Source organism: Serratia sp. 14-2641 (assembly GCF_001692375.1).
Lineage (GTDB): Bacteria > Pseudomonadota > Gammaproteobacteria > Enterobacterales > Enterobacteriaceae > Chania > Chania fonticola_C.
Genome location: NZ_LXKR01000028.1, coordinates 134,248 through 154,709, shown reverse-complemented (window position 1 = coordinate 154,709; position 20,462 = coordinate 134,248). Strand labels below are relative to the sequence as shown.

Below are 20,462 nucleotides of genomic sequence, written 5' to 3'. Positions count from 1 at the left end.
TCGACAGAATTGTTGGGACACGGGTCACTCGAACACGCTTTGCAGATTATTAACAATTCTGTAAACTGCTCGCGGTGTATGCGTCCCGGTGGATGAAGGGCGTTATGAGATCGACTAGCAATAAAAATGACGTCTGACCCGCCGGACAAAACAATTAAGAGGTCATGATGAGTACTGAAATTAAAACTCAGGTCGTGGTACTTGGGGCGGGCCCTGCAGGTTACTCTGCTGCTTTTCGTTGCGCTGACTTAGGTCTGGAAACCATTCTGGTTGAGCGTTACTCCACTCTGGGTGGTGTTTGCCTGAACGTGGGCTGTATTCCTTCCAAAGCACTGTTGCACGTTGCCAAAGTGATCGAAGAAGCCAAAGCGTTGGCCGAACACGGCATCGTTTTCGGCGAGCCGAAAACCGACATCGACAAAGTGCGCGTCTGGAAAGAGAAAGTCATCAATCAGCTGACCGGTGGTCTGGCTGGCATGGCTAAAGGCCGCAAAGTGAAAGTGGTCAACGGCCTGGGTAAATTCACCGGCGCCAACACGCTAGTGGTTGAAGGCGAGAATGGTGCAACCACCATCAACTTCGACAATGCCATCATCGCCGCAGGCTCCCGTCCGATCCAACTGCCATTTATTCCTCATGAAGATCCACGCGTGTGGGATTCCACCGATGCACTGGCGCTGAAAACCGTTCCAGAGCGCATGCTGGTTATGGGCGGCGGTATCATCGGCCTGGAAATGGGCACCGTATACCATGCACTGGGTTCACAGATCGACGTGGTTGAAATGTTCGACCAGGTGATCCCGGCTGCAGATAAAGACGTGGTGAAAGTCTTTACCAAGCGTATCAGCAAGCAGTTCAACCTGATGCTGGAAACCAAAGTGACCGCGGTAGAAGCCAAAGAAGACGGCATCTACGTCACGATGGAAGGTAAAAAAGCCCCTGCAGAACCACAGCGTTACGACGCGGTGCTGGTAGCGATCGGCCGTGTGCCGAACGGTAAACTGCTGGACGCTGGCCAAGCCGGTGTAGAAGTTGACGACCGTGGCTTTATCCACGTCGACAAACAGCTGCGTACCAACGTGCCGCACATCTTCGCGATTGGTGACATCGTTGGTCAACCGATGCTGGCACACAAAGGCGTGCATGAAGGCCACGTAGCTGCCGAAGTTATCGCCGGTATGAAGCACTACTTCGACCCGAAAGTGATCCCATCTATCGCTTACACCGAGCCAGAAGTGGCATGGGTAGGGATGACCGAGAAAGAAGCCAAAGAGAAAGGCATCAGCTACGAAACGTCCACCTTCCCGTGGGCAGCTTCAGGCCGTGCTATCGCTTCTGACTGTGCAGACGGTATGACCAAACTGATCTTCGACAAAGAAACGCACCGTATCATCGGTGGCGCGATTGTCGGCACCAACGGCGGCGAGCTGCTGGGTGAAATCGGTCTGGCGATCGAGATGGGCTGTGATGCGGAAGATATCGCGTTGACTATCCACGCTCACCCAACCCTGCACGAATCCGTAGGCCTGGCAGCAGAGATCTACGAAGGCAGCATCACCGATCTGCCAAACCCGAAAGCCAAGAAGAAGTAATTTCTGCGGTTGATCAGGTTGATAAGCGGCTCCTGTAAAGGGGCCGTTTTTATTTGGTGAGTAGCGGATAAAAGGCCGCTCAAAGAGCGGCCAGTAGCTTACTTGTTCTGGAGTACGACGTTGAAGATCAGTTGGTTGCCGGAAACTGACCAGCCACCTTTACTGACGCCAAACACCGATCCCAGTACAATGAGCAGGATAATGAGTGATCTCCCTTTCATTGCGCGTTCCTTGTGGAACCACGACCACCGCGACTTCACCGGAAAAATCCCGGCGGAACAAGCGTTCGTCAGCGCTTGTATCGCAGTAGTTGCAGCACTGTTCTCAAGCCCGATGACCGGCTGCTAAACCGGCAGAACAGACCCAAAATCAGGGTACATAAAAAAAAGGGTTTTTGCATCCCAATGGTTGATTTTTTAACCGTCTTTACGCACAATGATCCTGTTCGTCAGCGTTTGTATCGTTCTTAACGATATAAGAAATCCGTTCGGTGCCTGCTAACACCGCGCGGATACAAAAGAACCGTCTTTATGGCGGTTTTTTTGTGCCCAATGCCCGCCAATTTCCCCCAACCCTATCAATAACCATTGTAAAAGTATGGACGTTATGTTGTGCTCATTGGGCTGAGATTGCTGTTGTGCCGTAACGAACCCAAGCCCGTCCCGCCTGCTTTGCAGCCGATTACGCTGCGGTCAACGATTCAGCAAAGATTTAATGTTGCTTTTATGTGAACGAATTAACAACCGATTCAAATCCTGATATGCTGGCTGGGCGGAACCGGGCACTGTACCTTACTTACAGTCCAGGATATCGACAGCAGTGCCCCGTCAAATATCGCCGTGCGCTAAACCCGGTTTGAATATAAAACGCCAGGCACAATAAATGACAATGAGAGCGAGGAGAAAGTCGTGCTAGAAGAATACCGTAAGCACGTGGCCGAGCGTGCTGCAGAGGGCATCGTCCCTAAGCCATTAGATGCGACACAAATGGCAGCGCTGGTTGAATCATTAAAAAATCCGCCAAAAGGCGAAGAAGAATTTCTGTTAGACCTGCTGATTAACCGTGTACCACCGGGCGTCGACGAAGCCGCCTATGTCAAAGCAGGTTTTCTGGCAGCCGTTGCCAAAGGCGAAGCCACTTCTCCCCTGGTTACCCCCGAAAAAGCCATTGAACTGCTAGGCACCATGCAGGGCGGTTACAACATTCATCCGCTGATCGACGCGTTGGATAACGAAAAGCTGGCACCGATTGCTGCCAAGGCACTTTCCCACACGCTGCTGATGTTTGATAACTTCTACGACGTAGAAGAGAAAGCCAAAGCCGGTAATCCACACGCCAAGCAAATCATGCAGTCCTGGGCCGATGCCGAATGGTATCTGTCACGCCCACCGTTAGCGGAAAAGATTACCGTGACCGTGTTCAAAGTGACTGGCGAAACCAACACCGACGATCTGTCACCCGCTCCGGATGCCTGGTCACGTCCAGATATCCCACTGCATGCGCTGGCAATGCTCAAGAGCGAACGTGAAGGTATTTTCCCGGATCAGCCGGGTAGCGTTGGCCCAATCAAGCAGATTGAAGAGCTGAACAAGAAAGGTTTCCCGCTGGCCTACGTCGGTGACGTGGTCGGTACCGGTTCTTCCCGTAAATCTGCCACCAACTCGGTGCTGTGGTTTATGGGCGACGACATCCCCTACGTGCCGAACAAGCGTGGCGGTGGTGTGGTGCTGGGCGGCAAGATTGCGCCAATCTTCTTTAACACTATGGAAGATGCCGGTGCGTTGCCGATCGAAGTGGACGTCTCCAACCTGAACATGGGCGATGTGATCGACATCTTCCCGTATAAAGGCGAAGTGCGTAATCATGAAACCGGCGAACTGGTTGCCAGCTTCGAGCTGAAAACTGATGTGCTGCTGGACGAAGTGCGTGCTGGTGGCCGTATCCCACTGATTATCGGCCGTGGCTTGACCACTAAAGCGCGTGAAGCGCTGGGCCTGCCGCATAGCGAAGTGTTCCGTATTGCCAAGCCGGTAGCGGCTAGCAGCAAGGGCTTCTCGCTGGCGCAGAAAATGGTTGGCCGCGCCTGTGGCGTTGCTGGTGTTCGCCCCGGTGAATACTGCGAACCTAAGATGACCTCGGTAGGTTCACAAGATACCACCGGCCCGATGACCCGTGACGAGCTGAAAGATTTGGCTTGCCTGGGCTTCTCTGCCGATCTGGTGATGCAGTCGTTCTGTCATACCGCCGCGTACCCGAAACCGGTGGACGTCACCACTCACCATACACTGCCAGACTTCATCATGAACCGTGGTGGCGTTTCGCTGCGCCCTGGCGATGGCGTGATCCACTCCTGGCTGAACCGCATGTTACTGCCGGATACCGTCGGCACCGGTGGCGATTCCCACACCCGCTTCCCGATCGGCATTTCCTTCCCGGCAGGTTCTGGTCTGGTGGCCTTTGCTGCAGCTACCGGCGTAATGCCGCTGGATATGCCTGAGTCGGTGCTGGTGCGCTTCAAAGGCAAAATGCAGCCTGGTATCACCCTGCGTGATCTGGTGCATGCTATCCCTTACTACGCGATCCAGCAGGGCCTGTTGACCGTAGAGAAGAAGGGCAAGAAGAACATCTTCTCTGGCCGCATTCTGGAGATCGAAGGTCTGCCGGAGCTGAAGGTCGAGCAGGCGTTTGAGCTGACCGATGCCTCGGCAGAACGTTCCGCCGCCGGTTGCACCATCAAGCTGGATAAGGCACCGATCGCCGAATATCTGAGCTCTAACATCGTACTGCTGAAGTGGATGATCTCCGAAGGTTATGGCGATCGCCGTACCCTGGAGCGTCGTATTCAGGGGATGGAAAAATGGCTGGCGGATCCGCAGTTGCTGGAAGGCGATGCGGATGCAGAGTATGCCGCAGTGATCGAAATCGATCTGGCGGATATCAAGCAGCCAATTCTGTGTGCGCCGAACGATCCGGACGACGCGCGCCTGCTGTCCGACGTGGCCAACAGCAAGATCGACGAAGTGTTTATCGGTTCCTGCATGACCAACATCGGCCACTTCCGTGCGGCGGGTAAACTATTGGATCAGCATAAAGGCCAACTGCCAACTCGTCTCTGGGTGGCTCCGCCAACTAAGATGGACGCAGCGCAACTGACTGAAGAAGGCTACTACAGCGTCTTTGGCAAGAGCGGGGCGCGTATCGAGATCCCTGGCTGTTCACTGTGTATGGGTAACCAGGCACGCGTAGCGGACGGTGCGACCGTGGTTTCCACCTCGACTCGTAACTTCCCGAACCGTCTGGGTACCGGAGCCAACGTTTATCTGGCCTCCGCAGAGCTGGCTGCAGTGGCTTCACTGCTGGGCCGTCTGCCAACGCCTGATGAGTATCAGACCTATATGGCACAGGTCGACAAGACGGCGGCGGATACCTATCGCTACCTGAACTTCGACCAGTTGACACAGTACACGGAAAAAGCCGACGGTGTGATCTTCCAAACCGCGGTGTAATTCGGTACTGAGTTAGCATCATCACGGGGAGCCTTTGGGTTCCCCGTTTTTTTGTGATCATCTCGCGCTTTTATTGATATTAACTGATTGATTAGTATTGTTTTGATGAAATCATTACTCTCAGGCTAACAAACCATCCCCCTGCTTGATTGATGGCGCTCTCCTAGACTCTTACTCTAACCGTACTAAACCGAACCAAATAAACTCAGGAGGTTGAGGTATGTCGCTTCATCAAAGCCCCACGCGCGTTTGGGATACCCGGCGGCAGGAAAAAAAACGCCGTATCGCGAGTGTGCAAGGGCAGTCGCAGGGCAAAGTGATCCCCACCGCCGATCTGACCAGCGTGCTGGAAAAACTGCTGGTTTCTGGCGATCGGGTGGTGTTGGAAGGCAATAACCAGAAACAGGCTGATTTTCTCTCCCGTATGCTCGCCGAGGTCAACCCCACCAAGGTTCACGATCTGCATATGATCATGCCAAGCGTTGGCCGCGCCGAGCATCTGGATATTTTTGAAAAGGGCATCGCTCGCAAGCTCGATTTTGCCTTCTCTGGTACCCAGAGCCTGCGCATTTCCCAACTGCTGGAAGATGGGCAGCTCGAAATCGGTGCCATCCACACTTATATAGAACTCTATTCCCGCCTGTATGTGGATCTGGTGCCGAACGTGGCGCTAGTGGCCGGGTTCAAGGCCGATCGTCATGGCAATCTGTACACCGGGCCAAGTACCGAAGATACCCCGGCACTGGTGGAGGCCACCGCGTTTAAAGACGGCATCGTCATCGCTCAGGTCAACGAACTGGTCGACGATGAAACGGATCTGCCAAGAGTTGATATCCCCGGTTCCTGGATCGATTTTGTGGTGGTGGCAGACAAGCCGTTCTTTATTGAACCGCTGTTTACCCGCGATCCGCGTCTGATCAAACCCGTGCATGTGTTGATGGGGATGATGGCGATCAAAGGCATCTACGCCAAACATCAGGTGCAATCGCTGAACCACGGTATCGGTTTTAACACCGCCGCCATCGAGCTGCTGTTACCTACCTACGGTGAGCAGCTGGGCCTGAAAGGTAAAATCTGTAAACACTGGACTCTGAACCCACATCCAACCCTAATCCCGGCGATCGAAAGCGGTTGGGTTGAGACCGTGCACTGCTTTGGCGGTGAGCTGGGGATGGAGAATTACATTGCCGCTCGCCCGGATATTTTCTTTACCGGTAGTGACGGCTCCATGCGTTCCAACCGCGCGTTTTGCCAGATGGCCGGTCAGTACGCCGTAGATATGTTTATCGGCTCCACCTTACAGATCGACGGTATGGCTCACTCTTCTACCGTGACCCGTGGCCGCCTCTCCGGTTTTGGCGGCGCACCGAACATGGGGCACGATCCACACGGTCGTCGCCACGCTACGCCTGCCTGGTTGGATATGATCGAAGAGCCGGATCCGTTGGCTCGTGGCCGCAAGCTGGTGGTGCAGATGGTGGAAACCTTCCAGGCAGGTGCCAAACCGACCTTCGTAGAAAAACTCGATGCCGTCGATGTGGCGCAAGAATCTGGCATGCCGTTGGCTCCGGTGATGATTTACGGCGATGACGTGACCCACGTGCTGACCGAAGAGGGCATCGCTTATCTGTATCGTGCACGCTCGTTGGAAGAGCGCCGCGCTATGGTGGCTGCGGTAGCCGGTATCACCGATATCGGGCTGGGTGTGGACGCAAAACGCGTGGCTGAACTGCGCCGTGAAGGAAAAGTGGTGTTCCCGGAAGATCTCGATATTCGCCGCACCGATGCTTCGCGTTCTTTGCTGGCCGCGGGCAGCGTAGCGGATCTGGTCGAGTGGTCCGGCGGCCTGTATAACCCGCCAGCTAAATTTCGGAGCTGGTAATGAAACTTTCCCCCTGTTTAATCGCCTCTGAAGCGGATCGGGTTGCTGCACGATTGGCGGAGCTTGCCACGCAGGCGCTAGTGGATGAGGCGCGCCTCAGCCCGAAACCGGGGCTGGTGGATGCCCGGGGCTCCGGTGCGCATCAGGATCTGACGCTGGCGTTGATGGAACGTTCGGCTCACAGTCTGAAGCCGGTCTTCCATCGGCTGGCGATTGCCGGTTGGCAGCGTCCAGCCGATAGCGCGTTACGCCAGGAAGTTGGCCGGATTGGTCGGGAAGGTGAACAGCGGATGATGGCAGCCACTGCTGGTGTTAACACGCATCGCGGGGCGATCTGGGCGATGGGCCTGCTGGTGACGGCGGTAGCCATGCAAGGGGGGAACGCAACACCATCCAGCAGTTGCGTATTAGCCGCCCAGTTGGCGCAATTGCCGGATCACGCCAGCCCGAAGGTGTTCAGTAAAGGCTTGCGAGCCACTCAACGCTATCAGGTTCCAGGCGCAAGGGAAGAGGCCCAGCAAGGTTTTCCGCATGTGATGCAACGGGCGCTGCCGCAGCTGTGGCACAGCAGGAACCAAGGGGCCAGTGAGCCAGCTGCGCAGATCGATGCGCTGATGGCCATCATGACCACCCTGAGCGATACCTGTGTGTTGTCGCGCGGTGGGCTAACGGCGCTGAAAGCGATGCAGCAGGGGGCCGCCGAGGTACTGCATGTTGGAGGATATCAACATCCGGCAGGGCAGGCGGCGTTGGCCAAACTGGAACAACGGCTATTGGCGAGCAACGCTTCACCCGGTGGCGCGGCCGATTTGCTGGCTGCGGCTCTGTTCCTCGATCGGGCTACGGCCCGCTGAATAATCAATCCAGAGGATGTTATGGAACATATCGATTTGAGTTATCCGGCCAGCATTACGCTGCCGGGTAAGGCACTGACCGGAGTCGTGGGCTCCGGTGACATGGAGGCTCTGTTTGAGCCTGCGGCTGACGGTACGCTGACGGTGGCGATAAAAACCTCCGTAGACGGTAGCCGTCAGCGTTGGCAGCACCTGTTTGAACGCTTGGCGTCATTGCGCGATTTACCTGCCGGACGGTTAGAGATTAACGACTTCGGCGCTACGCCGGGGGTGGCTCGGTTGCGTATCGAACAGGTATTTGAGGAGGCCGCCCATGCGTGATGATCTCAGCTTTATCGAACTCAGCGCCCGGGAGCGCGCTCGCAATCTGCTGGACAGCGGCAGTTTTCGTGAACTATTGGGGCCATTTGAGCGCATTACTTCACCTTGGCTGGAGCCACAAGGCATAGTCACCCAGGCCGATGACGGCATGGTGGTCGCCAAAGGCACCATTGACGGTCAACCGGCAGTGGTAGTGGCGGTAGAAGGGGCGTTTCAGGGCGGCAGTATGGGGGAGGTTTCCGGTGCCAAGATGGCCGCGGCCCTGGAACTGGCGGCAGAAGATAACCGCAACGGCATTGCGACTCAGGCAGTATTGCTGCTGGAAACCGGTGGCGTGCGTTTGCAGGAAGCCAACCTGGGGCTGGCCGCGATCGCGGATATTCATGCGGCGATTGTCGATCTGCGCCGATATACCCCGGTGGTGGGCATTATTGCTGGAACCGTGGGCTGCTTTGGCGGGATGTCGATCGCGGCAGCATTATGCAGCTACCTGATTGTCACCCGTGAAGCGCGCCTGGGCTTAAACGGCCCACAGGTAATTGAACAGGAAGCCGGTATCGAAGAATACGATTCCCGCGATCGGCCTTTTATCTGGAGCATGACCGGTGGCGATGTGCGCTATCGCAGCGGCTTTGTCGATGAAGAAGTCCCTGATGCGTTACATGCGGTCAAGGCTGCGATGACAGGTTGCCTGCAACGCGGCGTGCCTGCTCAGCACCGTTCCGACAATTATCACTACTACTTGCCGAAACTGTCGCAATTCGACACCCGCCAGCAGGCGGACTCGGCGGTCATTGCTCAACTGTTTGCTGCGGAGGATCGGGTATGAGTACGTCATCATCAAGCCGTGGAGAATATTGGTTCTCTTTGCTGACGGCTGGTGCCGAGCAGCGCCAGGGGCAGTGCGCCTCGATCCGAGTCGCGGACGCTGAACTAGAGGGCCAACCGGTGCGTTTTATCGCCGTGGTGCCGGATGCAAATAACCATTACCCGCGCGCCGCACGCGGTGAAGTAGGTTTGCTGGAAGGTTGGACGTTAGCCCAGGTAGTCAGTGAAGCGGTCGCGGCTGACGTTGGTAAAGCACAAAAGCGCGCCATCGTGGCGGTGATCGATGTGCCAAGCCAGGCCTACGGGCGTCGGGAAGAGGCCTTTGGTATTCATCAGGCGTTGGCCGGTGCGGCCGGGGCTTATGCCAAGGCTCGGCTGGCTGGTCACCCGGTGATTGGTTTGATCGTCGGGAAAGCCATGTCCGGCGCGTTTCTGGCGCACGGCTATCAGGCCAACCGCTTGATCGCCTTCAACGATGTTGGCGTGATGATCCATGCGATGGGCAAAGAGTCTGCAGCGCGCATCACGTTACGCTCCGTAGAGGCGCTGGAGAAGCTGGCAGCAACCATTCCACCGATGGCCTATGACATCGAGCATTACAGCTCACTGGGCCTGCTGGAACAGTTACTGGATATCCGTGACCCGCTGCAGGCCAGTGAGCAGGAGCTTAATCTGGTGCGCCACTCGGTGGTTCAGGCGATTGCTAAAACACGCAGTGAAGGCGTTGGTTTAACTAACCGTCTGGGGGCAGACAACCGCCATAGCTCTTCGCTGGTGCGTGAACGTATGCGCGCAGAGTGGTAATGCCACGCTAGCCATTTTTACGTCAGAGTTCAGGAACAAAATACGACCCGCCGGGAGGGCGCATGTGATGCGTTCCGACCCGGCATAAAGCTTCACCTGCATATAACAATATAACTAACACCATCGCACCTGATCTGACTGATTTTTTCTTTTTAACAGGTGATTTATGACATACGTAATTATTCATGCCTTGGCACCGATTTTTGTCATTATGCTGCTGGGCTTTTTTGCCGGTAAGGCAAAAATGGTCGATAACCAGAACGTTTCATTACTCAACATCTTCGTGATGGATTTTGCCCTACCGGCGGCCCTGTTCGGTGCCACCGTACAAACGCCTTGGGCGGGGATCGTTGAGCAGTCGCCGCTGATCGTGGTGTTGGTGCTGGCGATGTGGATCACCTATGCGGCGATCTATTTTACCTGCACCGGGATCTTCCATAAGTCTCCGCAGGATGCCGCGGTGCTGACGCTCACCGTGGCGTTGCCCAACTATGCCGCGCTGGGCCTGCCGATCCTCGGTAGCGTGCTGGGGGAAACGCCGGGAACCTCACTGTCCGTGGCGGTGGCTATCGCCTGTGGTTCGGTATTGATGACACCGTTCTGCCTGCTGATCCTTGAGCGTGAGAAGGCCCGTACAGCCGGTGGGGTTCAGGGTTCCAGCCTGGGCATGTTGCCGGTGCTGATGTGGCGCTCGGTAAAAAAACCGATCGTCTGGGGGCCGCTGCTTGGGGTGGTGCTGTCGGCGATAGGCGTTCATATGCCTGAAATGGTGCTGGCTGCGATCAAACCGCTTGGCCTGTCGGCGACGGCGACGGCGCTGTTCCTGACCGGCGTGATCCTGTCTGCCCGTAAGTTGCAGATCAATGGCCCGGTGCTGCTGTCGAGCGTAACCAAACTGCTGATCCAACCGTTTATTGCCTGGGGGTTGGTGCTGGCATTGGGCCTGCACGGTAGCGTGGCCATCACCGCTATTTTGATGATCGCCCTTTCTGCCGGTTTCTTCGGTATCGTCTTTGGTAACCGTTTTGGCGTGCAGTCGCCGGATGCCGAAGCCACGTTACTGATCAGTTCCGTGTTGTGTATCATTACCTTACCGCTGTTTATCACCCTGACCTCAGGGATGTAACTGGAGCAACCGATGATTCGCCCGCATGACCTGATTTGGATTAGTGACCGTTCTGCCCTCAGCGCCGACCAGGCGTTACCGGAGTGGGTGAGCCAGCAGTGGCGCACCTCATTACCGCTGGTGGTGCGGCGCGATGTTCAGGGCAACGGGCGGATCCCTGTGGGGATCCGGGGCATGAAACGCAGCCAGCGCGCGGCAGCCTGGGTTAGCGCAGAGGCTATCCGGCGCGTAGTAACGCCGGAGTCTTTGGTGAGCGAGCCGCTGGCGTTGCTGCACTCGAGCTTTGTTTCCCAGCCTCCGGTGCAGGCGCTCATAATGCTGGCTCAACGGCCTTGGCTGTGGGGCTGGGGCGTGACCGGCAGCTGTGGTTATGCGCTGGCGACCGAAATCCCGGTGATGCATGCCGACAGCGATCTGGATCTGTTGGTTCGCTGTCCGCAGCCTGCCAGCCTTGATGAGTTGCAGCGGCTGGCGCAGTGGTTGCAGGCGCTGCCTTGCCGCGCCGATGCCCAAATAGAAACACCGCTCGGCGGCTTTGCCCTGAGCGAATGGCTGCGGGATGGACGAGCGATGCTGAAAACCGCTGAGGGGCCGTTGGTGACGACGGATCCATGGGCCAGCTCTCAGGAGATCTGATGAAGATTTTATTTACCTTTCCCGGTCAGGGGCCGCAGGTGCCGCAAATGCTGCACCAACTGCCGGTCAATGAAACTACCCAGCGGTTGTTAAGCGAGGCTTGCGCTGTTCTTGACCAGGACGTATTGGCGTTGGACAGCGCCGAAGCCTTACAGAAAACCCGGGCAGTACAGCTGTGCCTGCTGATAGCCGGTGTGGCCTACGCGCGGGAATTACAGCAGCACGGGGTCGAGGCTGACTTTGTCAGTGGGTTATCCATCGGCGCTTTTCCGGCCGCAGTGATCGCTGGGGCTTTGGCATTTCCCGATGCCGTCCGACTGGTGGCGTTACGCGGCCAGCTAATGGAGGAGGCTTACCCTGCGGGATATGGCCTGGCGGCGATTGTTGGTTTGCCGTTACGCCAGGTGGAAAGGCTGATAGCAGAGGTCAACAGCGCTGAGCTACCGGTCTATCTGGCCAATATCAATGCCGAAGACCAATTGGTGATCGCGGGTAGCGAAGCCGCAATGGTGCAGGTCATGGCGTTGGCGAAAACCGCCGGTGCGGCGAAAACCCAGCGTTTGGCGGTGAGCGTCCCTTCCCACTGTGCCCTGTTGGCACAACCGGCGGAAAAGCTGGCGCAGGCTATGAAGCAGGTAACCATCAATCGGCCGCAGGTTGCGTATCTCAGCGGCAGTAGCGGGCGCGTGTTATGGCAGCCGGAGCGGATTGCTGACGATCTGGCCTTCAATATGGCCCGCACCGTGCGCTGGCATGAGGCGATGGTGGCGGCCTACGAACGGGAAGTCCGTCTGGCGATCGAAATGCCGCCGGGCGCGGTATTAACCGGCTTGACCAAAAAAGTGATGGAGCAGGGGGAAGCGCTGTCCCGTTGCCAACTGGGGCTGAACGCGGTCTGCGGCATTGTGGCCAAATATCGGCGCGATTAAACCGGCCCTTCACCGCGTGCGTACATACGGCCTTCCGCCGTCAACGCCAGCAGGTTCGGATCCTGCTGCTGGTTACGGTTGAACACCAGCGCGATGGTTTGACGCATTTGGTACTGTTCGCACAGCGGCAGTAATTTCAACGTGTGTTCATACATCTTCTTCATTCGCCCTGGCACCAGCGTGTAGCCCACCCCGGCCTGCACCAGACTGAGCATTGAGAAAATATCATTCACCCGGGTGACGATTTCCGGTTCAAAACCGGCAATCTGAAACGCTTCGCTAAAGCCGTGATAAGTGGCGAAGCCTTCGGTCAGGGAGACAAACTTCTGGCTGCGAAAGTCTTGCAGGTCTGCCGTGCCATCGCTGTTTAGCGCCGAGGCTGCCGGTGCGGCAAGATAGATATCATCCTCAAACAGTGGCAGGATCTCAAAGCGCAGCGGATCGATTTGGCTGTCCGAAACCGAAATCAGGATGGCATCCAGCAATTGGTTCTCCAACTGGGCCAGCAGATCCTCATTCGATCCCATCGTCAGGCTGATCTCCATGGCTGGGCGGCGTACTTTCAGCCCCATGATCAACCGTGGAATGGTTTCCAGCGTCAGTGAGTAGAGCGTGCCGATACGCATGCGTTGCTGGCCAAACCCCGCCTTCAGCCGAGTTTCTTCGATGCCTTTGTAGGTGAGATCCACGATATCGCGGGCGTATTCTGCCAGCGTTTGCGCAGCGGGCAGGGGCAGCAGGTTGCGTCCTTTATGAATAAACAGCGGGCAGCGAAAACCCTCTTCCAGAGTATGTAACGCACGATGCACGCTAACGTTGCTCAAGCCAAGCTGTTCTGCGGCTCGGCCGATGTTTTCCTTCTCCATAAACGCCAGAAAGATTTCCAATTTTTTCAGGGTGATTTCGCTGTCGATCATCGGCTCAGGCTTGGGTAAGGGCTAATGAGAGCCATGATAACAACAATTGCCCGTCCATAGCAGGCACAGAGAGCCTTCCCAAGCCCAAGGATAAACCGTTATATTGCGCCGCAGTTTATTTGGCTCAATCGATCAACTTTGCGAGCGCCCACTGAGATAGTGGCGAATTAAGGGTTACACTTATAAAAAAGCTCAGGAGGGCATGCTATGGATTACGAATTTCTGCGTGACGTAACCGGTCAGGTGGTGGTCAGATTTTCGATGGGGCATGAGGCCATCGGCCATTGGATTAATGAAGAGCTCAACGGTGATTTTAACCTGCTGGACCGTATCGAAGCTGGTGCGGCAGGGGTCAAGGGCAGTGAGCGTCAGTGGCAGTTGGAAGGCCATGAATACACGTTGCTGATGGACGGTGAAGAGGTGATGATCCGCGCCAACCAGTTGGAGTTCGAAGGCGACGAAATGGAAGAGGGGATGAACTACTACGACGAAGAGAGCCTCTCTTTCTGCGGTATCGAAGACTTCCTGACGGTGCTGAAAGCCTACCGCTCGTTTATGCTCAACTACTGATTAACCAGACGGGGGCAGGATGCTGCTCCCCTTGTGAGTCCCAGGTGGCCGATTCTCGGCCGCCTTTCCTCCCTTCTGTAATGATTAAATAAAATCAAATAATCATGTTACTGATTTTTTAATCTGCGACACAGCGCCGATTTTTTCTTTTTTGATTTTATATAATCATTTTGATTAAAATAAATCACAATGACGAGGGTAGGATGAAAATTAAGGCGACAATAGAGAAAATCCCTGGGGGGATGATGGTCGTCCCGCTGGTGCTTGGCGCAATGATCAACACCTTTGCTCCACAGGCGCTGGATATTGGCGGCTTCACCACGGCACTGTTCAAAAACGGTGCGGCTCCACTGATTGGTGCTTTCCTGCTGTGTATGGGGGCCGGTATCAGCTTCAAGGCGGCTCCGCAGGCACTGTTGCAAGGTGGCACCATTACCTTGACCAAACTGCTGGTTGCCATGGCCCTGGGGCTAGGCGTTGAGCATCTGTTTGGGGCGGAAGGTATTTTTGGCCTGACCGGTGTGGCGATCATTGCCGCAATGAGCAACTCCAACGGCGGCCTGTATGCGGCGTTGGTCGGCGAGTTTGGTAATGAGCGGGACGTAGGGGCGATTTCGATCCTATCCCTGAATGACGGGCCGTTCTTCACCATGATCGCGCTGGGTGCGGCAGGTATGGCGAATATCCCATTGATGGCGTTGGTGGCGGTGTTGGTTCCCCTGCTGGTAGGGATGATGTTGGGTAATCTGGATCATCAGATGCGCGACTTTCTCACCAAGGGTGGCCCAATCCTGATCCCATTCTTTGCCTTCGCGCTCGGTGCTGGCATCAATCTGGAAATGTTACTGCAAGGCGGTATGGCCGGGGTTCTGCTTGGCGTGTTGACCACTTTTGTCGGCGGTTTCTTTAATATTCGCGCCGATCGACTGGTGGGGGGCTCAGGTATTGCTGGTGCGGCAGCATCGAGCACTGCCGGAAATGCGGTGGCGACGCCATTGGCGATTGCCCAGGCGGACCCTTCGTTAGCTAGCGTCGCGGCTGCTGCGGCCCCGTTGATTGCCGCTTCGGTGATCACCACCGCCATACTGACCCCGATTCTCAGTTCTTGGGTGGCGAAGCGTAATGCCGCTAAGGGCGTAGCGCTGAAGGAGACAGCATGAAGATGATCGTGATTGCCGATGATTTTACCGGAGCTAACGATACCGGCGTGCAATTGGCAAAAAAGGGTGCGCGTACCGACGTGGTGCTCAACGAACTACCGCAGTCTACCCGGCGCACGGATGTGCTGGTGATCAATACCGAAAGCCGGGCGTTATCTCCTGCAATGGCCAGCGTCAAGGTGAGTGAAGCCTTGCGGGCGTATTGCCAGAGCGATACGCCGCCCCTGGTGTATAAAAAAATCGACTCGACCTTTCGCGGTAACGTGGGGGCCGAGATCGAGGCGGCGATGGTCGCCAGCGGTGCGCAGTTGGCAATCGTGGCCGCTGCCATCCCCGCGGCGGGTCGGGTAACGCTGAATGGCGAATGCCGGGTTCACGGCGTCCCGCTGGTGGAAACCGAGTTTGCCAGCGATCCGAAAACGCCGATCGTGTCTTCTCATATCAAGACCTTGATTGGTTTACAGACGACCTATCCGATCCACGAGTTGGATTTGCAGAGTGTACGCAGTGGCGAGCTAGGCCGCGAGTTGCCGCTCCTGAGCCACAATGGACCGGCGATTGTGGTGATTGATGCCGAGACGGATGGCGATCTGGCACAGTTGGCGCAGGCCGCCCAGCAACTCAGTTGCCGTTATTTACTGGTGGGCGCGGCCGGATTGGCAAATGCGTTGCCAGCCAGCAGCTACCTGGCCGCTCGCCAACGCCTGCCCGTGCTGGTGGTTGCCGGTTCGATGAGTGAAGCCACCCGGCAGCAGATTGTGTTTGCCGCAGAAGAGAAGTCACTGGGTATTTTAGATATTGATGTCGAAGCCTTGTTGCAACCGAACAGCCAAGCTGCGGTAGACGAAATTATCCGCCAGGCAGCCAGCGTCCTGCGGGATCGGCAGCACTGCGTGCTACGCACCTGTAGAGATGCCGATGCTCGCCGGATGATCGATACGTTGTGCGAAAAGCATGACCTTTCGCGCCAGCAGTTGGGGGACAAAATCAGCCAGACATTAGGCTCCATCACCTTGGCGATTATCAATCAGGCTCAGATTGGTGGCTTGTTCCTGACCGGCGGCGACATCGCCATTGCGGTTGCGAGAGCGCTGGGGGCGGAAGGTTACCGTATTACCAGTGAGGTTGTTCCTTGTGTGCCCTGTGGCACTTTCGTCAACAGCGAGATCGACGATCTGCCGGTGATCACCAAGGCCGGCGGATTTGGCGGTGCTTCAACGTTGCGGGATGCACTTTATTTTATTGAGGAGATGTACAGTGGCAAATAACACGATTGCGGTCACCATGGGCGATCCGGCAGGCATTGGGCCAGAAATTATCATTAAGGCGCTGTCTGAAGGTGAGTTGGCGGGAACGCCAGCTGTCGTGGTGGGCTGTCTGCAAACGTTGCAACGTATTCAGGCATTGGGGATCGTGCCAAAGGTCGAGTTGAGGCCGATCCAGCAGGTTTCGGAGGCACGCTTCGCGCCCGGTATTATCAACGTGATTGATGAGCCGCTAGAGGACCCCGCAGCGCTGACACCAGGGAAAGTGCAGGCACAAGCGGGCGATCTGGCTTACCGATGCGTAAAGCGTGCCACCGAACTGGCCATGGCGGGTGAGGTAATGGCCATCGCCACGGCGCCGCTGAATAAAGAGGCGCTGCATCTGGCCGGGCATCTGTATCCAGGCCATACGGAGTTGTTGGCAAAACTGACCCACAGCCGGGATTATGCGATGGTGCTGTACACCGATAAGCTGAAGGTGATCCATGTTTCCACCCATATCGCCCTGCGCAAGTTCCTTGATACGCTGAATGCCGAACGGATCGAAACGGTGGTGACGATGGCGGATACCTTCCTCAAGCGCGTCGGTTTTAAACATCCAAGGATCGCGGTCGCGGGCGTTAACCCCCACGCGGGTGAACATGGCCTGTTTGGCGATGAAGAGATCAACATTGTCAGCCCGGCGATTGCGGCAGTAAAACAGCGTGGGATCGATGTTTCAGGCCCGTGCCCCCCGGATACCGTCTTTCTGCAGGCTTATGAAGGCCAGTACGATATGGTGGTCGCCATGTATCACGATCAGGGGCATATTCCCCTCAAGCTGCTGGGCTTCTACGATGGGGTTAACATCACGGCGGGCCTGCCGTTTATCCGGACTTCTGCCGACCACGGCACCGCGTTTGATATTGCCTGGACAGGTAAAGCCAAGTCTGAGAGCATGGCGATCTCGATTAAATTAGCCACTCAGTTGGCGTGATACCACGGACGTCATGAAGCCACAAACTCGCCAGGACCAGATTCTGGAATACTTGAAAGCTCATAATCTGGTCACCGTTGAGCAATTGGTCAGCGCTATCGATGCTTCTCCTGCCACCATCCGGCGCGATCTGATCAAGCTGGATGAGCAGGGGATCATCAATCGCAGCCACGGCGGCGTGGCCCTCAACCGTTTTATCCCTGCACAGCCCACCACTAACGAAAAGCAGCTGCGTAACCCGCAGGAGAAGCGGGCGATCGCCCTGTATGCGGCCACGATGGTTAAAGCCGGTGACGCAGTGGTGCTGGACGCAGGCACCACTATGCTGGAACTGGCGCGGCACTTGACTCACCTCCCGCTACGGGTGATCACCGCCGATCTGCATATCGCACTGTTTCTCTCAGGATTTAAACAGATCGAAGTGACCATCATTGGTGGCCGTATTGATGACAGCAGCCAGTCCTGCGTCGGCGATCATGGGCGCAGGTTGCTGCGAGGGATCTACCCGGATATTGCGTTTGTCAGCTGTAACTCGTGGAGTCTTGAGAACGGTATTACCACCCCAACCGAAGAAAAGGCGGGCCTGAAGCAGGATCTGATGGCCAATGCCCGCCAGCGGGTGCTGTTGGCTGATAGCAGTAAATACGCTGCCTACTCGTTATTCTGTGTGGCGCCGCTTGGCAGCCTGACGGATATCGTCACCGATAAGGCGCTACCTGCCACAGCACAGCAGCAATTGGCAGATTTACCCGCAGCCTTGCATCTGGTGTGACTGACAGGGCAGCCTCGGCTGCCCTGTATCTCAACATTACAGGTGCGGAATATTGCGCCCGTAGTAGATCTCCTGCATCTCTTTCCACAGCAGATCGGTGATCCTTTTCCGTTCCGCCTCGCTCAGTTCGTGCGGCCTGGCGTTGAACAGATAGTGCTTCAGATCGAAATCCTTCAGCAGCATCTTGGTGTGAAAGATGTTCTCCTGATACACGTTCACATCCATCATGTGGTACAGCGCTTTCATATCCTCAGACATAAAGTTCTGGATCGAATTGATCTCATGATCGATGTAATGCTTCACACCGGCTACATCGCGTGTGAAACCGCGTACGCGATAGTCCATGGTGACGATATCGGATTCCAATTGGTGGATCAGATAGTTCAGCGCTTTGAGCGGTGAAATCACGCCGCAGGTAGAGACTTCAATATCGGCCCGGAAGGTACACAGGCCACCTTCTGGGTGGCTTTCTGGATAGGTGTGAACACAGATATGGCTTTTATCCAGATGTGCTACCACCGTCTTTGGCAGCGGCCCTGGGTGCTCAGAGGTATCCACGTCTTTCGGATCGACCGGCTCTTCGCTCATAAGAATGGTGACGCTGGCGCCTTGTGGTTCGTAGTCCTGGCGGGCGACGTTGAGAATATTGGCGCCAATGATCGAACAGGTTTCACTGAGGATCTCGGTCAGGCGGTTGGCATTGTACTGTTCGTCAATGTAGGCGATATAGCCATCGCGATCGTCTGCGGTTTTGGCATAACAAATATCGTAAATACAAAAACTCAGGCTTTTGGTCAGGTTATTGAAGCCGTGCAGTTTGATCTTTTGCAATTAGATTTAGCCCCTATCTTCTCGCTTAACGTGAAACGTTCAGTGCATTGAGCAAATACTGCGGCAGGGCAAAGCTGCCAGCGTGAATTGCCGGATTGTAGTAGCGGCAGTCTAAGCCACTTTGATGAAAGCGTTGTTGCAGCGTGGTGACATCCAACTGGCGCAAAGCCGGATTTTGGCTGGCCCAGGCAAAGGTCATGATGCCGCCGTAATAGGTCGGGATCGCTGCCTGATAGAAGCTGACGTCGTTAAAATACTGGCTGAGCTTGGTGTGGCTGTTGACCGCTTCGTCCTGCTGCAGGAAGCAGACGCCGTTCTGAGCTACGAAGATGCCACCCTCGTTGAGGCAGCGTGCGCAACCTTCATAGAACGCCGAGGTAAACAGGCTTTCACCGGGGCCGATTGGATCGGTACAGTCAGAAATAATCACGTCGAATTTTTCGTCGCTCTGGCTGACGAAATTGACGCCGTCGTCGATCACCAGTTTGAAGCGAGGATCGTCATAGGCACCGGCGTTGTGATTAGGTAAGTATTGGCGGCAAAATTCCACCACGCCCGCGTCGATCTCAACCATAGTGATCTGTTCAACGTCCTGATGACGGCAAACTTCACGCAGCATAGCGCCATCGCCACCGCCGATAATCAGCACTTTCCTGGCCTGGCCATGGGCCAGCAACGGCACGTGGGTCATCATTTCGTGATAGATAAACTCATCGCGTTCGGTAGTCTGCACCACGCCATCGAGAGCCATCACGCGGCCCAGCACCGGGTTTTCAAAGATCACCAGATCCTGATGCTCGGTTTTCTCACGGTAAAGCACCTGCTCTACTGAGAAGTACTGGCCAAAGTTGGCATGTAGCGTTTCATACCAAATCTCTTTCTGGGTCATGTGCGGGTTACTCCGTAATAACAACCATGAAAAATGAGCGCAACATCATAAACCCTCCGTGTGGCAAATTACAGCATTGTCGGCAGGGCAACAGATAGGCGATAGCAAACCCTGCCAGCTATCGTTGGCAAGGCTGAGAGAAAGCAGGGGGAAGTTAGTTGGCGTAGGCCAGAAGGCTCAGGGAGTCGCGCGCCAGAGATTTGCACTTATTGGGGGTAGGAATAGCGATGCCGCTGAGATCGCGGTAGCTGTCTTCACCCAGGGATTTCATATTAAAGCTATTATAATTAGTCAAATCCCAACGGTTTTGCTGGGCGAAGTACACGATGGCGCGTTTGATTTGCGCGTTAGGCAAATCATTGTAGCCACAGTCGTTTTTTAGATAGACAAACACTGCGGTCAGATCGGCGAGATCTTCCGCTTCGGATTCATTTAGCGCCAGGCTGGCATTGGAAAAGCCCAGCATAGTCAGCAATAGCATTAACAACGTTGTTTTTTTCATCATGAAATAGACCTGTTCAATATCTGCTGACGTTACCACACTTGACTGTAAAGGCACCAAATTAATTATGTGGGCTTAACATACCTTAATAGTAGCTCTTGA

The 20,462-nt window shown here is 55.7% G+C and carries 21 protein-coding genes; 16 read left to right on the top strand and 5 right to left on the bottom strand.

Going from position 1 to position 20,462, the window contains the following annotated elements:
* The first annotated feature begins 167 nt into the window (after nt 1–167).
* Nucleotides 168–1,592 carry a dihydrolipoyl dehydrogenase gene (gene lpdA / locus A6U95_RS11210; RefSeq protein ID WP_021806270.1) on the top strand — a complete coding sequence of 475 codons (1,425 nt, stop codon included), beginning with the start codon at nt 168–170 and terminating at the stop codon, nt 1,590–1,592.
* Between the two features lie 98 nt (nt 1,593–1,690).
* Here the strand turns inward: lpdA and A6U95_RS31695 are convergent, their stop codons facing one another.
* Entirely contained in the window at nt 1,691–1,813 is a 123-nt protein-coding gene (locus tag A6U95_RS31695) for a hypothetical protein (RefSeq protein ID WP_255518680.1), read from the bottom strand.
* Between A6U95_RS31695 and A6U95_RS31025 the strand changes: the two genes are divergently transcribed.
* From A6U95_RS31025 to mdcH, 10 genes are all read left to right on the top strand, one after another.
* Complete coding sequence (locus A6U95_RS31025; protein ID WP_158006212.1) at nt 1,794–1,940, top strand: hypothetical protein; 147 nt, start codon at nt 1,794–1,796, stop codon at nt 1,938–1,940. The two genes, A6U95_RS31695 and A6U95_RS31025, sit on opposite strands and share 20 nt — an antisense overlap.
* A gap of 560 nt (nt 1,941–2,500) precedes the next feature.
* A complete protein-coding gene (acnB, locus tag A6U95_RS11205; protein WP_024528341.1) occupies nt 2,501–5,098 on the top strand; it encodes a bifunctional aconitate hydratase 2/2-methylisocitrate dehydratase in 2,598 nt (865 codons plus the stop codon).
* A gap of 220 nt (nt 5,099–5,318) precedes the next feature.
* Nucleotides 5,319–6,980 (top strand): malonate decarboxylase subunit alpha, encoded by a 1,662-nt coding sequence (gene mdcA, locus A6U95_RS11200; protein ID WP_024528340.1) that lies wholly within the window; start codon nt 5,319–5,321, stop codon nt 6,978–6,980.
* Complete coding sequence (locus A6U95_RS11195; protein WP_065684541.1) at nt 6,980–7,834, top strand: triphosphoribosyl-dephospho-CoA synthase; 855 nt, start codon at nt 6,980–6,982, stop codon at nt 7,832–7,834. Before mdcA ends, A6U95_RS11195 begins: the two co-directional genes overlap by 1 nt.
* A 21-nt stretch (nt 7,835–7,855) precedes the next feature.
* Entirely contained in the window at nt 7,856–8,155 is a 300-nt protein-coding gene (locus A6U95_RS11190) for a malonate decarboxylase subunit delta (RefSeq protein WP_021806268.1), read from the top strand.
* Entirely contained in the window at nt 8,148–8,984 is an 837-nt protein-coding gene (locus A6U95_RS11185) for a biotin-independent malonate decarboxylase subunit beta (protein WP_024528337.1), read from the top strand. Before A6U95_RS11190 ends, A6U95_RS11185 begins: the two co-directional genes overlap by 8 nt.
* Nucleotides 8,981–9,787 (top strand): biotin-independent malonate decarboxylase subunit gamma, encoded by an 807-nt coding sequence (gene mdcE / locus A6U95_RS11180; RefSeq protein ID WP_065684540.1) that lies wholly within the window; start codon nt 8,981–8,983, stop codon nt 9,785–9,787. Before A6U95_RS11185 ends, mdcE begins: the two co-directional genes overlap by 4 nt.
* Before the next feature lie 166 nt (nt 9,788–9,953).
* A complete protein-coding gene (locus A6U95_RS11175) occupies nt 9,954–10,913 on the top strand; it encodes an AEC family transporter (RefSeq protein ID WP_024528335.1) in 960 nt (319 codons plus the stop codon).
* A gap of 12 nt (nt 10,914–10,925) precedes the next feature.
* Nucleotides 10,926–11,549 (top strand): malonate decarboxylase holo-ACP synthase, encoded by a 624-nt coding sequence (locus A6U95_RS11170; RefSeq protein WP_065684539.1) that lies wholly within the window; start codon nt 10,926–10,928, stop codon nt 11,547–11,549.
* On the top strand, nt 11,549–12,478 hold the full coding sequence (gene mdcH / locus A6U95_RS11165) for a malonate decarboxylase subunit epsilon (RefSeq protein ID WP_065684538.1): 930 nt from the start codon (nt 11,549–11,551) through the stop codon (nt 12,476–12,478). The genes A6U95_RS11170 and mdcH overlap by 1 nt, the downstream gene beginning before the upstream one ends.
* Here the strand turns inward: mdcH and A6U95_RS11160 are convergent.
* Entirely contained in the window at nt 12,475–13,395 is a 921-nt protein-coding gene (locus A6U95_RS11160) for a LysR family transcriptional regulator (RefSeq protein WP_065684537.1), read from the bottom strand. The genes mdcH and A6U95_RS11160 overlap by 4 nt on opposite strands.
* A 207-nt stretch (nt 13,396–13,602) precedes the next feature.
* Between A6U95_RS11160 and yacL the strand changes: the two genes are divergently transcribed.
* The 5 genes from yacL to A6U95_RS11135 all read left to right on the top strand — a co-directional run bounded on the left by yacL (nt 13,603) and on the right by A6U95_RS11135 (nt 18,138).
* Entirely contained in the window at nt 13,603–13,965 is a 363-nt protein-coding gene (gene yacL, locus A6U95_RS11155; RefSeq protein ID WP_021179705.1) for a protein YacL, read from the top strand.
* A 203-nt stretch (nt 13,966–14,168) separates the two neighbouring features.
* Nucleotides 14,169–15,125 carry a 2-keto-3-deoxygluconate permease 1 gene (locus tag A6U95_RS11150; protein WP_065684536.1) on the top strand — a complete coding sequence of 319 codons (957 nt, stop codon included), beginning with the start codon at nt 14,169–14,171 and terminating at the stop codon, nt 15,123–15,125.
* Nucleotides 15,122–16,393, top strand: coding sequence for a four-carbon acid sugar kinase family protein (locus tag A6U95_RS11145; protein WP_065684535.1), 1,272 nt, complete (start codon nt 15,122–15,124; stop codon nt 16,391–16,393). The genes A6U95_RS11150 and A6U95_RS11145 overlap by 4 nt, the downstream gene beginning before the upstream one ends.
* Nucleotides 16,383–17,366 carry a D-threonate 4-phosphate dehydrogenase gene (locus tag A6U95_RS11140; RefSeq protein WP_098929827.1) on the top strand — a complete coding sequence of 328 codons (984 nt, stop codon included), beginning with the start codon at nt 16,383–16,385 and terminating at the stop codon, nt 17,364–17,366. The genes A6U95_RS11145 and A6U95_RS11140 overlap by 11 nt, the downstream gene beginning before the upstream one ends.
* Nucleotides 17,367–17,379: 13 nt before the next feature.
* A complete protein-coding gene (locus A6U95_RS11135) occupies nt 17,380–18,138 on the top strand; it encodes a DeoR/GlpR family DNA-binding transcription regulator (protein WP_065684533.1) in 759 nt (252 codons plus the stop codon).
* Between the two features lie 36 nt (nt 18,139–18,174).
* Here A6U95_RS11135 and speD read toward each other — a convergent pair whose 3' ends face one another.
* From speD to A6U95_RS11120, 3 genes are all read right to left on the bottom strand, one after another.
* Nucleotides 18,175–18,969, bottom strand: a complete 795-nt coding sequence (gene speD, locus A6U95_RS11130; protein ID WP_065684532.1) for an adenosylmethionine decarboxylase — start codon at nt 18,967–18,969, stop codon at nt 18,175–18,177.
* 25 nt (nt 18,970–18,994) lie between these two features.
* Entirely contained in the window at nt 18,995–19,858 is an 864-nt protein-coding gene (speE, locus tag A6U95_RS11125; RefSeq protein WP_065684531.1) for a polyamine aminopropyltransferase, read from the bottom strand.
* A gap of 154 nt (nt 19,859–20,012) precedes the next feature.
* Nucleotides 20,013–20,360 carry a YacC family pilotin-like protein gene (locus A6U95_RS11120; RefSeq protein ID WP_037375824.1) on the bottom strand — a complete coding sequence of 116 codons (348 nt, stop codon included), beginning with the start codon at nt 20,358–20,360 and terminating at the stop codon, nt 20,013–20,015.
* Nucleotides 20,361–20,462: the final 102 nt, after the last annotated feature.